This window comes from Legionella cherrii (assembly GCF_900635815.1).
Taxonomy (GTDB): Bacteria; Pseudomonadota; Gammaproteobacteria; order Legionellales; family Legionellaceae; genus Legionella; species Legionella cherrii.
This window is the reverse complement of the sequence record NZ_LR134173.1, coordinates 2,678,260-2,691,706: the sequence shown is the minus strand read 5'-3', so window position 1 is coordinate 2,691,706 and position 13,447 is coordinate 2,678,260. Positions and strand designations below refer to the sequence as shown.

The window sequence follows — 13,447 nt, the reverse complement described above, 5'->3', positions numbered from 1 at the left end:
AAGATATATTCTGAATCGATGCGCCATTTAGATACTAAAATATTGTATACTATGAGAGAAAATGGCGGAAATTAATATTTTAGTTGTCTGTTTTGTCAGAAACTGTTCCTTTCACTAAGTTAAACCATGAAGATTCACTTAAATTAGTAGGTATTCATAGTATTTTTCCCCAAATTTTAGTACATTAAGCAATTTGTTATTTGATATCTCCAGAGGATTATTTAGGCCATGCTGAATACGTTGATTAAGAAAATGTTTGGAAGCCGAAATGAGCGTACATTGCGGCGTATGGAAAAGGCAGTAATGGCAATTAATGCATTTGAGCCACAAATGCAAGCACTCACTGATGCTGAATTGGCCGCAAAAACCCAGCATTTTAAAGCACGTTTTGCAGAAGGAGAAAGCCTTGATGAGATGTTAGCAGAGGCTTTTGCTACAGTAAGAGAGGTATCCGTACGCACTTTAGGCTTACGTCATTTTGATGTGCAGTTAATCGGTGGAATGGTGTTGCATGAAGGTAATATTGCCGAGATGCGAACAGGGGAAGGTAAAACATTAGTCGCTACTTTGCCTGCATATTTAAACGCGATTACTGGGCGTGGTGTGCATGTTGTTACAGTGAATGATTATCTTGCTAAACGGGATAGTCAATGGATGAAGCCTATATTCGAGTTTTTGGGATTAACTGTAGGTGTGATTTTCCCTGATATGCCGCATCCTGCGAAACAAGAAGCTTATCGTTGTGATATTGTATACGGAACAAACAATGAGTATGGCTTTGACTATTTGCGCGATAATATGGCTTTTAGTCTAGAAGACAAAGTACAAAGAGATCTAAATTTTGCTATAGTGGATGAGGTGGATTCAATTCTCATCGATGAAGCACGTACCCCGCTGATTATTTCAGGTGCAGCTGAAGACAGCTCAGAACTTTATATCAAAATTAATACCTTAATCCCCCATTTGAAAAAACAAGAAGAAGAGGGTGGAGAAGGAGATTATACTGTTGATGAAAAACAAAAGCAGGCACATCTTACTGACGCAGGCCATCAACATATTGAAGAGTTACTGGTTAAAGCAAAACTTTTGGATCATGGCGAGAGCCTATATCATGCCAGTAACATTATGTTAATGCACCATGTCAATGCAGCATTAAAAGCACATGCTATGTTTCATCGTGATGTGGATTATATCGTTAAAGACGGTCAGGTGATTATAGTTGATGAGCATACTGGTCGAACCATGCCTGGTCGAAGATGGTCTGAGGGCCTGCATCAGGCTGTTGAAGCTAAAGAGGGGGTCTCCATTCAAAATGAAAACCAAACTCTGGCTTCAATTACATTCCAGAATTTTTTCCGTATGTATAATAAATTGTCAGGAATGACTGGGACAGCAGATACCGAAGCCTATGAATTACAGCAGATTTACAATCTTGATGTGGTTGTAATTCCTACAAATAAACCTATGGTACGCAAAGATGAGTCTGATTTGGTTTATTTAACTCAAAAAGATAAATTTCAGGCTGTTATCGAAGATATTCGTGGGTGTATCGCGCGCAAACAACCTGTTCTTGTCGGTACTGTTTCGATAGAAGCGTCTGAATTTTTAAGTCAACTCCTTAAAAAAGAAAATATTAAACATCAGGTACTTAATGCTAAGTTCCATGAAAAAGAAGCACAAATTATTGCCGAAGCGGGGCGACCTGGTGCCGTAACTATTGCTACCAATATGGCTGGTCGGGGAACAGATATTGTACTGGGTGGAAGTTTATCTGCTGATTTGGCGCAATTACCTGAAACGGCAAGTGCCGAAGAAATAGATGCTGTAAAAAAAGAGTGGCAAAAACGCCATGATGAAGTACTTGCAGCAGGCGGATTAAGAATTATAGGTTCAGAGCGTCATGAGTCACGCCGGATTGATAATCAGTTGCGAGGTCGTTCAGGACGTCAGGGTGATGTCGGAAGTAGCCGTTTCTACCTGTCACTTGAAGACAATTTGATGCGAATATTTGCTTCAGAGCGTGTTGCATCGATGATGCGTCGTTTAGGCATGAAACCGGGTGAACCTATTGAACATAGCTTGGTTACCAAAGCAATTGAGAATGCTCAACGAAAGCTAGAAGGGCACCATTTTGATGTGAGAAAGCAACTGCTCGATTATGACAATGTGGCTAATGATCAAAGACAAGTTATTTATACTCAACGTGCCTCAATCATGGAAATGACGGATACTGAGGAGATGATTAACACGATGAGAGAGGAAGTGATATCTAATCTTGTTGATACTTATATTCCTCCACAAAGCTTGGAAGATCAATGGGACCCCAAAGCTTTAAGTGATGTCCTGATGGATGAATTTAAGCTCAAAGCACCAGTGCTTGAGTGGATTGAAGAAGATCATCATATCCAACCAGAACAAATTAGAGAAAAAGTTCTTGATCTGGCTGCACGTAAATACGATGAAAAAGTAAAACAGGCTGGAAGAGCCACGATGTCACAGTTTGAAAAGTCTGTGGTTTTACAAACTTTAGATAATCAATGGCGTGAACATTTGGCTGCAATGGATCAATTGCGTCAAGGTATTCATTTACGTGGTTATGCGCAAAAAGATCCAAAGCAAGAGTATAAAAAGGAAGCATTTACTCTGTTTACAACCATGCTTGATAATTTAAAGTATGATGTAGTTCGTTTAATTTCTTCAGTTGAAATTCAAACTGAAGAAGACGTTAATGCGGTTGAAGAACAACGACGTGCTGATCAGGTCAGTAAGATGAGCTTACAACATGGCAACTATGCCGATGAAAATGAAGAAGAAGCTCAGCCGCAAACCTACAAGCGACAAGAAAAGAAAGTGGGTCGAAATGATCCTTGTCCATGTGGATCAGGTAAAAAATATAAATCTTGCCATGGAAGTCTGGCGTGAGCATTACCGTTGCCGTAGCGGTCATTATTGATGAGCAGCAACGAATTCTAATAACCCAGCGTCCTTTTCATGTACCTCATGGAGGATGTTGGGAGTTTCCCGGCGGTAAGTTAGAAACAGATGAGTCATCATCATCCGCATTAATACGAGAAGTAAAAGAAGAAGTGGGCTTAGAGGTTAATCAATACCACTTACTCGGTGAAGTCCACCACCAATATCCTGATAAAACGGTAAAATTAATTATTTTTCTTGTGAATCAATTTTCTGGAATGCCTTCATGTTTGGAAGGGCAATTGGCTATGAAATGGGTTTACCAGCACGAGTTAAATCCTGAACATTTCCCTGAAGCGAATCATGCAGTAATTGCCATGGTAAAAAATTACTTATTGGCCTAGTTCTCCAGATCTTGAGGATAAAGCAAAAAATATATGATGTATTGGATTTTAATAGAACTATTTGGTGTTTCAAGTTAGTTACCAAAGGGTTTGGTTTCAATCGGTTCAATAAAACCTTCACTAATCATTTCATCTTTCTCATTTAATAGATTGCGATTTTCTAGCGATGCTAATTTTTCATAGAGCCTGACTAGTTTATTTACCAGGATGGGAAAATCTTCCTCGAGCCTTTCTTTCTTTTTCACATGTTTCTCATGTCGTAGTCGAAGGATTAGATCGGGTTTATCGAATGTATTATATGCTTTTTTATTAGTTTTCTCGAATGCCATTTCTGCTTTCTCGAAATGGAGTATTGTTTTATTAAAATTATTAATTATTTTATTTAACTGAGATAGGAAGTCCGCATTTTTTCCCTCATGTAATTTAATTTTAAGATGGATTAATTCAACAAAAATATTGAATAGCCATTGATAATGCAACACATCAAAAGAAGACATTTGATAACAAAAACAAGGGTTTATTTCGTGTTGCAAAAGTTCAATCGTTTGATCTGATGAGCAAGGACTTTGAAACAATGGAACTTTTTTTCGTTTCGTACTTTTAAAAAAAGGAATATGTATGTATTCAGTGGTTTCTCTTATTAGTGGTTTTGCACTTATTTCTTCATTTACACCATCGATCGCTCCTTTACAAAGAAAGAGATTGAGCTCAAATTGGCCTTCTGCATGCTTCAAATAAAAATCTAATTTTTCTTCCTCTGAAGTAGCTTTCCCAGTATTTATAATGTCTATTTTTAGTCGATCACTTTGAGATTGATAATGCTCTATAACTGTTTGAGGCAGTGTATGATCAAATACCACGAATCGGGTTGTATGTGCTTTCTCAAACTCATCTTCATTAAGCAAAATGATGATATTTGAAATACCTAACTTATCCAGTTGATATAGGTGACCAAAAGGAAGGTCAATGTATTCAACATTAGCGAAAATTACTGCGATTTTCATTTCATATTCTTAAAGGCCATAATGGGTTCGTTTAAGTATAGCCTAGGCGGGTAAGGAAATATAAAGTGCTGATGGCTTATAAAATAGCTTTATCTTTGAAGATATAGGGAAGGGGTAAACTGTTCTTGTATTTGTCATAACAAGAGTATTTACCCCTCGTTAGCTGTGTTGTTGGTGAGGAGCAATTCCAGCTTATTAAGCATCTAATCTTAATTAAAATCAAGAAACAATGGAGCATGATCAGAAACTTCATCATTCATGACAATGAACTGATTCACCACAATGTCTGGTGAGGTCAGAATATAGTCCGCATATTTCTCGGCTTTTTTATAATAACGAGTTCTTGTGGATTTAATATTGTTCATCGTAATCAGGTTGTTCATTCCTTGTTCAATTATGTGCATGCTTTCTGTGTCAGGTCTTAAGTTAAAATCGCCACATAAAATTTTAGGGGTATTGATGGTATCCATAAAATGACGGATACGATATGACTGATTGATTCGCTCGGGAGTATCCTTTTTTCCTTGCCCATTCCAAAGACCATGTACATTGAGAATGGAGTAAATTTTTTTATTGATTTCGCATTCAACCCATTGCAAGTTTCTAGGATGGTTTAATCCTATTCCTGGATAATGTTGTTTTTGATGAATATTAATATCTCCCTCTCCTAAAATATCAATATTATTTTTTAATAACATCGCTACGCCATATACATTTTCAACAGCAGGTTTAAAAATAGCAAAATGATTAGGAAGAAGTCGTTGTAGATCGGCAAAAATATTTAAACTAAGTTCTCTATCTTCCTTAGTTATTTTTCGGTGAGCGTTGTAATACACTTCTTGCAGGCAAAATATATCAACATCACGATGCTCATTGATAAATTTTAAAAGGGGGTTTCTTATATGTCCTCCCCATAAATTTAAAGTAATTAATTTCATTGATCATTGAGTCCCTTGCATTCGTTATATTCTAGATATTTTACCTCATCGATTGAGACTCGTTTGGACTTCTCATTATCTCGTATACGACGGTAAAATATTTATTGTTCCTTTTTAGATTCCTGAAGATATCTGTAATGTAAATCGTGTACTTTTTTAGTTAACTCTTCGAACCCTATATTATTAATAATAATATCATCTGCATTTTCTAAACGTGTATCCGAATCGGGTTGAGTTGATAAAATAGCCTGAGCCTGTTCTTTACTGGATTGATCTCGTTGCATTAGCCGTGATATTTGTGTTTCTCTGGGCGCACATACAAGCAACGTTCGCTTGATATAAGGATAAGTTTTTTTTGTGATAAGCAAGGGGATTTCTATGACACAATAAGGTGTGGTACATTCATCAACCCGCTTTTTAATTTCTTGTCGTATAAGAGGATGTAATAGTTGCTCAAGCCAATGCCGCTCTTTATGGTTAGAAAAAATGATTTTTCTTAATTTATTACGATCCAATTCGTGATCTTCTTTAAGAATGCTACGACCATAATGTTCAACAATTTTTGTGTATGCATCTTTGTTCTTTTGGGTCAGTTCCCTCGAAATTTTATCAGCATAAATTACTTCCATACCGAATTTGGAAAAAAGTTCTGCAACAGTAGTTTTCCCACTCGCTATATCACCAGTTATTCCAACACAATAAACCATATTTTATATCTCATTTTGATTAATACATGTTACTACATTCATATAACAAGTATAAGGCACTGGACTTTTATGTTTGCAGAATGCTAGGGCAGCCAATGCAGCATCTTCGCGATTTGGATAAAGATTACTTCGCCATGATAATGCTTCCCTGTCAAAAGCGGTACATCGCCACATGGGCATGACATTGATACCGTCAATAAATCGTATGCAGCTCATCTTAGTTGTTTTACAGGTAGCTGGCGCTTTGCTGTTTTTTTTACATTCCGCATAAGATAGATTTAAAGCTATTTTTTGATAAGGACTTTGTGAAGACCATTTGGCATGAGTCGCATCATGAGCGAAACATTGCCAATAATTACCTTCTGTATTTAATGGTTCAGCAAAACTTGATATTGATATTCCTAAAAGCAGCAAAAAATACCATCCTATGTTCTTATTCATTTTTCTCCCCCTGAAGCAGTTCAATTAATTGTTCCACATACAAGGCCTTTGAAAAAAACCAACCTTGAAGGAATCGAACGTCGTTTTGTAATAAATAGTCGTGTTGCTCTTTGGTTTCTACACCTTCTGCAATAATAATTAAATTAATTTTTTTTGCTAAATGAATTATTGCATCATTTAGTGTTTCTGCGATGGCCTTCGTACCAATTGCATGTACAAATAATTTGTCGATTTTAAGATAATTAAAAGGATAATATTGTAGATAGCTGATGCTTGAATGTCCTGTTCCATAATCGTCTATAGCCAGTGAATAACCGGTTTTTCTAAGCTCATGCATCCTGTTGATATAAATTTTATTATTCATATCAAGTAAATAACGCTCAGTTATTTCCAATAATATTTGTTTGGGTGAAATAGAATAGTGCTGTACAAGTTTATAAAACTTGGGAAAAAAATGACTATCAGTAAAATGTAGGGCACAAATATTAAAAGATAAATAGAACGTAGGCTGATTTTTTAAGATATTTTTAGCTTCTTTAAATGCTATTTCAATAATTTGTAATGTTATCGGGACAATTAACCCTGTATTTTCAGCTTCTTCTATGAACAGATCAGGCATTATAATTTCATCATAATTATCCTGCCATCTTAATAGTACTTCAGCTCCTGAATAGGTCCCGCATTCTGCATCAAATAATGGTTGGTAAACAGGGTAAAATTGTCTGCCGCGAAGCGCTTGTTTTATTGCTCCATGCAAAGAATAATGTTGAATAAAAATATTCTTAATGACAAAGTATAAAAAAATTGAAAATACCAAAACATCGAGAGCGAGCAGGATTTGATTAAACCACAGACTATTCATCATTACTTGCTTGGGTTCAGATACTATGAGTAAAACTCCATTAAGACTTGATAATTTGGCTGTGGCAAATACTCTTTCTGATGCGAAAGATGAGTCAGATGATAAATGACTTATCAACGATTCGTCGTTTACTTTTCCTACTTGAATCAGTTCTTTTTTCTTATTTACATCATACAGGGTGACTGTGCGTGAAACACTATCTGGCGTTTTCAACATATTTTCCAGCATCGAGGACATGATAACTACCTCTACCTGATAATCACCAATTTTTTTTTGTATTGCATAAATTGGATGATTAAACATAGGTGTTGTTAATGGCCCAATAATCATCTGATGTAGATTACGACTCAGGAGAAAGGTCTGATTGTAAGGTAAGGTGGAACATATGATTTGATGTTTTAGATTACGTATGGCTAATCCAGAGATTTGTGGATGATTGATAACGATGTGTTGTAAATAAGGAATAATATCGGCTGAACACGATAGCTTATTCTCTTGATCAGATGGAATTTGATATGAGCTTTGAAATATATCATTTATAAGGTGATCGACCTTTTGTGACAGTTTATTGCTTACTTCGGTAACTAAGGTGAAAGAATTGGTGACGTTATTATGCCAATTGACATATGAAAAGACTGCAAGCAAAAAAATGGTGAAAAATATCCAGAATAATTTGAATCGTTTGTAGACAAAAAATGTCAGGTTTCTGCATATTTTTCGCATAATTATGGTGTTACATAGGCTCCCTTTATAGAGTGTAGTGTGATTTCTGCTAATTTCCCAATTACTTCATGACTTGTATTTAACGGTGGAAGCCAGTAAAGCGTATTTCCTATCGGTCTTATTAATGCACCATGATTTAATGCCTGCTGATAAACTTTATTCCCTATACGATCATGTCCTATTTCCTCAAGATCCGCTGCGACAACTGCGCCAACTCCCCGAACATTGCTTAACCTGCCTGAAATTTGAGCTATTTCAGTCAAAGTAGTAAACATATAATCACCAAGGTTTTGAGCATGCATCAGTATTTTTTCTTCATGCATTACACGCATGGTTGCCAATGCTGCGCTCACTGCGAGTGCGTTGCCGCTATAGGTGTGTGAGTGAAGAAACGATTTACCGCTGGCATAATCAGCGTAAAAAAGCTCAAAAATAGAGCTATCAATCATGATACAGCTTAAAGGAATGGATCCCGAAGTTAATCCCTTGGATAGACAAATCAGATCCGGTTCTACATCAGCATGGTGTGAGGCCAGCCATTGGCCTGTACGTCCCATCCCCGTCATTATTTCATCAGCAATAAGATAAATATCTTTGCTTTTAGCCCAGGATGAGAGTTTTTTAAGAAAGTCGGGGCTATAGCACAACATTCCTCCTGCGCCTTGAATCAACGGCTCAACAATAATGGCGCAGACTTTGTCGCTAACTGCTTCTAATTCTTTTTCTACTGCAGGCCAATACGAATCACAATCATTCCATAAAAGATCTTTTTTGCCAGAGATATAAGGAATATTTTGAATAAAATGACACGTTAGACCAAATGAAGTGTAGGGTGATTTATAAATGCCTAAATCACTGATACTCATTGCACCTAAAGTTTCTCCATGATATCCATTTTTAAGGGCGATAAATTGATTCTTCTCTGTGAAGCCTTTAATTTGACTTGCATGAATTGCCAGTTTCATTGCTATTTCAACTGCACTAGAACCATCACTGGCAAAGAAAGTATGTTGTTTTTTTGTAATTTTTGCAAGCTCTTCTGCCAACTCAACAAGTTGGGTATGTGTCGTATTTGCTGCAATAACATGTTCAAAATGATTCAGTTGTTCTGTTATTGCTGACATTACAGCCGGATGGCCGTGTCCTAATGATTTACACCACCAACTGGAAATGGCATCAATCAAAGGTCCTTTATTGGTGTAAAGATAACTGCCTTGCGCTTTTTCAACAAGCAGTGGAGGGCAGGTTTCAAAATCCTTCATTTGGGTGCAGGGGTGCCAAAAATGTTTCAAATCTCTACTAATTAATTGATGTACGTTAACCATTTTTAAAATTTTGGTTGACAAGATTAGGAGGCACTTTATCATGTTCGCTATCTAAATAAAATGAGAAATATGGATGTAGCTGGATTTTGCTTCGCTTTGCCTAAGATAGAGGAGCATCATTTTTATCCGGACTATGAATTGGTGCAGTGTCCCTCTTCCCAAGTCCAGTGTGGGAGCTCTACCTAGTAGCACAATGTTGTGATACGAAATTACAGACTACGATGGGGATGAATCCCGGATTTCTCAGAGCCGCATCAAGACTACATTGTTTTTATTTCCTTAATAGGAGGAACTGTTGTGACCCAAACTAAGAAGCACTGGTCTATTTCTGAAATTACAGCTCTTTATGAGCAACCATTTAATGATTTGTTGCACCAGGCGCATGCTGTACATAGAGAATATCATCAGCCTAATTCATTACAATTTGCCACTCTGCTCAGTATTAAAACAGGTGCTTGTCCTGAGGACTGCGGTTATTGTTCACAAAGTGGCCATCACAAAACTCATGTAGAAAAAGAAAATTTAATGTCAGTTGCTGAAGTATTAAAAGCAGCTCAGGAAGCTAAAGAGGGTGGTGCCAAACGTTTTTGCATGGGAGCCGCTTGGCGTTGTCCACCAGATAAGGCGATGAATGAATTACAAGAAATGATTAAAGGGGTGAAGTCTTTAGGTTTGGAAACGTGTATGACTTTAGGAATGTTAAATCAAGAGCAAGCTGCTTGTTTAAAAGAAGCCGGTTTGGATTATTACAATCATAATATCGACACATCACCTTCTTATTATGAGAAAGTAGTAACGACACGCAAATTCAGCGAGCGATTGGATACATTAAATAATGTGCGAGAAGCCGGAATTAATGTATGTTGTGGTGGTATTTTAGGTTTAGGAGAGACACGCGAAGATCGTATTGAATTTTTATTAACTCTAGCCAACATGGAAACTCCTCCTGAAAGTGTTCCTATAAACCGTTTAATTCCAGTAGAAGGTACACCTCTTGCGAAAGCTCAGCCAGTCGAAGGGATTGAGTTAGTTCGTACGATTGCAACTGCTCGAATACTAATGCCTAAAAGCGTCATTCGTTTGACCGCTGGAAGAACAGAAATGAGTGATGAATTACAAGCACTTTGTTTCTTTGCCGGAGCGAATTCTGTATTTATTGGTGATAAATTATTAACAGAAGAAAATCCTCAACGAGTAAAAGATAAAACCCTTTTTAGCAAGCTAGGTTTAACTGAGATGGTTTAAATGGCTATAAGTCAGAAGATTAAAGATTATACGAATCAGCTAGCTCAAGGAGGCCTATTAAGGAATAGGACAATAAACGCTGATGATCCGTCATTAATTCATTTTGACAGTAATGATTATTTGTCGCTAGCTAGGCACCCACGTATTGCAGAAGGATACCAGCGAGGGTATGCGCTTTATCCTTGTGGAAGTGGTGCCTCAATGTTGTTAAGTGGTTATCACCCCAATCATCGGGCAGTTGAAGAGGCATTTGCTAATTTATTGGCTGTAGATGATTGTATTTTATTTTCTTCAGGATATGCAGCAAATCTTGCAGTTACTGCCTTACTTGGGCAATTAAAGGTCCATTGCTTTATAGATAAAGAAATACATGCATCAATTTACGATGGTTTAGGTCTATCACAAGTAAACTATACACGCTATCTGCATAATAATTTAAATGACTTAGACCGTAAATTAATAACTTATGCCAATGGCTCCGCATTAATTACGGAGGGAGTTTTTAGCATGAGTGGCCAAATGGCACCTTTGGCTAAACTGTCCTCTCTGTGTAGTACGAACCAAAGTGCACTCTTGGTTGATGAGGCTCATTCTTTTGGGCTCTTAGGCACTCAGGGAAGGGGGGCAGTAGCGTATCATGGTTTAACTCAAAACGAAGTTCCGTTGAGGATTATTCCTCTAGGGAAAGCCTATGCTGCTCAAGGTGCACTGGTTGCTGGTAAAGCAGAGTGGATCTATGCTTTATTACAAGCCGGTCGCTCTGTTATCTATTCAACTGCCATAAGCCCTGCTTTAAGTTATGGCTTGTTGCATGCATTGGAATTTGTAGTTAATGCTGAAGATAGAAGGTCGAAATTAACACAACTCATTACTTTATTTCGATCCTATATGAAACAATCTCCTCTAAAGTGGTCTGATTCTATTACCCCAATTCAGCAACTTCAATTAGGTTGTCCGCATTTAGCATTATATTATGCTCGTGAGTTGAAGAAAAAAGGAATTAGCTGTTGTGCAATAAGAAGGCCTACAGTCAGTACCAAAGCATCCGGTTTGCGTGTCATTTTGAATTACAATCATACTCCAGAACAGATCCGGGAGTTATTTAATCAATTAAGTGTTATTTATGAATATAAACATCAATAGTTATGGAAAAGGATTCCCTATTGTGTTTCTGCACGGATGGGGATTTGACAGTCGAGTTTGGTTGCCATTAGTGCTTAAACTGTCCATGGAGTATCAGCTCATATTAATTGACTTACCAGGATTTGGTCATAGTCCAATCATGGACTGGGATTCATTTAAAAGGTTTTTAGTGAGCCAATTACCCCCACAATTTGCATTAGTAGGTTGGTCTATGGGGGGCTTATATGCCATCCGTTTTGCATTAGAAGAACCTGAACGAGTACAGTCTCTTATTAACGTGACTTCATCACCCCGATTTTTGCAGGCGGATCGATGGCCAGGTGTTTCTCATGATGTTTTTAAAAATTTTTATAAAAAATTATTAGAAGAGCCAAAGGGTACTTTAAACGAATTTATGGAACTCAATGGATTAACTACTCATGATCGAGTGCATCATCTCCCTAATAAACTTCCATCTCCAGAAGGGTTGAAATTAGGTCTTGAAATTCTAGAAGATTGGGATTTACGAGAGGAGCTGAAAGAGTTTGCCAAACCCACATGTTTTATGTTTGGTCGGCTTGATCCCATTGTTTCCATTAAAACAATGAGTTCGATGCAACTGAATTATCCCAAGTTTCATTATTATCTGTTCAAACGAGCGGCACACATGCCTTTTTTATCTCATATGGATTTATTTATCGAAGAAATCCGAGGATTTATTCAATGAAGCGATTTTTTATTACGGGTACTGATACAGATTGCGGTAAAACCTATGTAACAGCAAGTCTGTTACATTATTTTTCATCGGCAGCAGCAATTAAACCGGTAGCAAGTGGATGCATGGAAATAGAAAATAAACTGGTGAACAGTGACGCGCAGCATTTACAAAAAAACAGCAAGATAAGCATCCATATGGATGTAATCAATCCCTGGCGATTTAAAGCTCCTGTTTCCCCTCATATTGCGGCACAGAATGAGGGAGTGCGTTTAAGCGTTTCTGAAATAGCAGAATATTGCCTTAATTTGCAGCTGGAGGGTATTGAAACATTATTCATTGAGGGTGCGGGTGGGTTAATGGTGCCGCTAAATGACAATGAAACATGGATTGATTTTTTAAAGATTACTAAGGTCCCTGTTATTTTAGTAGTTGGCATGAAATTAGGATGTATTAATCACTCGTTGTTAACAGAAGCTGTGTTGCATGCAAATAACATTCAATGCACGGGCTGGATTGCAAATTGCATTGACCCAAACATGAACGCTTTATCAGCTAATATTGACACATTAAAGCAAAAACTTACTGCCCCTCTTTTGGCAGTGCTACCATTTGCTGGTGACATTACAATGATTGATTTTTAATAGCCCAGATTAATACCAGGGTTATGTAGGAGGTCGTTTTTTTTTCCTTTTACTTGTTGTTTCCATGACACTATTGTATGTTTATCAAGACATTCATCAATGAAAGGGATAACTATGTTAATACGAGATAAATTAGTGCAATCAGTAATGACTGCTTTTTTTGTTTTAGTTGCAACTGGAAGTTCAGCAGCTGACAACAACGATACAAATTCTACAACTGAAAAATGTTATGGAATTGCTAAAAAAGGAATGAATGACTGTGCTACTGCAACAGCTTCATGTGCTTCCTCTGCAACGAAAGATAAACAAAAAGACGCTTTTATTTTATTACCCAAAGGACTCTGTGAGCGGATAGTTGGTGGTAGTCTCAAGCCTGAGTAAAAATTTAAAATAAATTATTTCAA

General features: G+C 37.1%; 13 protein-coding genes. 7 read left to right on the top strand and 6 right to left on the bottom strand.

Features of this window, described 5'->3' with window-relative positions; genetic code table 11:
• The first annotated feature begins 228 nt into the window (after window positions 1-228).
• Entirely contained in the window at window positions 229-2,922 is a 2,694-nt protein-coding gene (gene secA, locus EL022_RS11355) for a preprotein translocase subunit SecA (protein WP_028380459.1), read from the top strand.
• The gene (mutT, locus tag EL022_RS11350; protein ID WP_035900449.1) at window positions 2,919-3,317 is read left to right on the top strand and encodes an 8-oxo-dGTP diphosphatase MutT; all 399 of its coding nucleotides are present in this window, start codon (window positions 2,919-2,921) and stop codon (window positions 3,315-3,317) included. The genes secA and mutT overlap by 4 nt, the downstream gene beginning before the upstream one ends.
• A 74-nt stretch (window positions 3,318-3,391) precedes the next feature.
• Here mutT and EL022_RS11345 read toward each other — a convergent pair whose 3' ends face one another.
• The 6 genes from EL022_RS11345 to bioA all read right to left on the bottom strand — a co-directional run bounded on the left by EL022_RS11345 (window position 3,392) and on the right by bioA (window position 9,317).
• Entirely contained in the window at window positions 3,392-4,321 is a 930-nt protein-coding gene (locus EL022_RS11345; RefSeq protein WP_028380461.1) for a hypothetical protein, read from the bottom strand.
• 209 nt (window positions 4,322-4,530) lie between these two features.
• Window positions 4,531-5,259: an endonuclease/exonuclease/phosphatase family protein gene (locus EL022_RS11340; protein ID WP_028380462.1), complete on the bottom strand. Its 729-nt coding sequence runs from the start codon at window positions 5,257-5,259 to the stop codon at window positions 4,531-4,533.
• Window positions 5,260-5,360: 101 nt separating this feature from the next.
• On the bottom strand, window positions 5,361-5,966 hold the full coding sequence (gene coaE, locus EL022_RS11335) for a dephospho-CoA kinase (RefSeq protein WP_028380463.1): 606 nt from the start codon (window positions 5,964-5,966) through the stop codon (window positions 5,361-5,363).
• A gap of 3 nt (window positions 5,967-5,969) precedes the next feature.
• The gene (locus EL022_RS11330; RefSeq protein ID WP_028380464.1) at window positions 5,970-6,407 is read right to left on the bottom strand and encodes a hypothetical protein; all 438 of its coding nucleotides are present in this window, start codon (window positions 6,405-6,407) and stop codon (window positions 5,970-5,972) included.
• A complete protein-coding gene (locus EL022_RS11325; protein ID WP_028380465.1) occupies window positions 6,400-7,992 on the bottom strand; it encodes an EAL domain-containing protein in 1,593 nt (530 codons plus the stop codon). The genes EL022_RS11330 and EL022_RS11325 overlap by 8 nt, the downstream gene beginning before the upstream one ends.
• Before the next feature lie 2 nt (window positions 7,993-7,994).
• A complete protein-coding gene (gene bioA / locus EL022_RS11320) occupies window positions 7,995-9,317 on the bottom strand; it encodes an adenosylmethionine--8-amino-7-oxononanoate transaminase (protein ID WP_028380466.1) in 1,323 nt (440 codons plus the stop codon).
• A gap of 297 nt (window positions 9,318-9,614) precedes the next feature.
• On the opposite strand from bioA, the gene bioB reads away from it, so the two are divergent.
• The 5 genes from bioB to EL022_RS11295 all read left to right on the top strand — a co-directional run bounded on the left by bioB (window position 9,615) and on the right by EL022_RS11295 (window position 13,424).
• Entirely contained in the window at window positions 9,615-10,562 is a 948-nt protein-coding gene (gene bioB, locus EL022_RS11315; RefSeq protein WP_028380467.1) for a biotin synthase BioB, read from the top strand.
• Complete coding sequence (locus EL022_RS11310; RefSeq protein WP_028380468.1) at window positions 10,563-11,705, top strand: aminotransferase class I/II-fold pyridoxal phosphate-dependent enzyme; 1,143 nt, start codon at window positions 10,563-10,565, stop codon at window positions 11,703-11,705.
• Window positions 11,686-12,411 carry an alpha/beta fold hydrolase gene (locus EL022_RS11305; RefSeq protein WP_028380469.1) on the top strand — a complete coding sequence of 242 codons (726 nt, stop codon included), beginning with the start codon at window positions 11,686-11,688 and terminating at the stop codon, window positions 12,409-12,411. The genes EL022_RS11310 and EL022_RS11305 overlap by 20 nt, the downstream gene beginning before the upstream one ends.
• Complete coding sequence (bioD, locus tag EL022_RS11300; protein ID WP_028380470.1) at window positions 12,408-13,043, top strand: dethiobiotin synthase; 636 nt, start codon at window positions 12,408-12,410, stop codon at window positions 13,041-13,043. The genes EL022_RS11305 and bioD overlap by 4 nt, the downstream gene beginning before the upstream one ends.
• A 114-nt stretch (window positions 13,044-13,157) precedes the next feature.
• Window positions 13,158-13,424 carry a BufA1 family periplasmic bufferin-type metallophore gene (locus EL022_RS11295; protein ID WP_028380471.1) on the top strand — a complete coding sequence of 89 codons (267 nt, stop codon included), beginning with the start codon at window positions 13,158-13,160 and terminating at the stop codon, window positions 13,422-13,424.
• The last annotated feature ends 23 nt before the right edge of the window (window positions 13,425-13,447 follow it).

Coding starts and splice junctions, on each gene's coding strand:
- secA (WP_028380459.1), top strand. CDS start 229: ATGCTGAATACGTTGATTAAGAAAATGTTTGGAAGCCGAAATGAGCGT.
- EL022_RS11345 (WP_028380461.1), bottom strand. CDS start 4,321: ATGAAAATCGCAGTAATTTTCGCTAATGTTGAATACATTGACCTTCCT.
- EL022_RS11340 (WP_028380462.1), bottom strand. CDS start 5,259: ATGAAATTAATTACTTTAAATTTATGGGGAGGACATATAAGAAACCCC.
- coaE (WP_028380463.1), bottom strand. CDS start 5,966: ATGGTTTATTGTGTTGGAATAACTGGTGATATAGCGAGTGGGAAAACT.
- EL022_RS11330 (WP_028380464.1), bottom strand. CDS start 6,407: ATGAATAAGAACATAGGATGGTATTTTTTGCTGCTTTTAGGAATATCA.
- EL022_RS11325 (WP_028380465.1), bottom strand. CDS start 7,992: ATGCGAAAAATATGCAGAAACCTGACATTTTTTGTCTACAAACGATTC.
- bioA (WP_028380466.1), bottom strand. CDS start 9,317: ATGGTTAACGTACATCAATTAATTAGTAGAGATTTGAAACATTTTTGG.
- EL022_RS11310 (WP_028380468.1), top strand. CDS start 10,563: ATGGCTATAAGTCAGAAGATTAAAGATTATACGAATCAGCTAGCTCAA.
- EL022_RS11305 (WP_028380469.1), top strand. CDS start 11,686: ATGAATATAAACATCAATAGTTATGGAAAAGGATTCCCTATTGTGTTT.
- bioD (WP_028380470.1), top strand. CDS start 12,408: ATGAAGCGATTTTTTATTACGGGTACTGATACAGATTGCGGTAAAACC.
- EL022_RS11295 (WP_028380471.1), top strand. CDS start 13,158: ATGTTAATACGAGATAAATTAGTGCAATCAGTAATGACTGCTTTTTTT.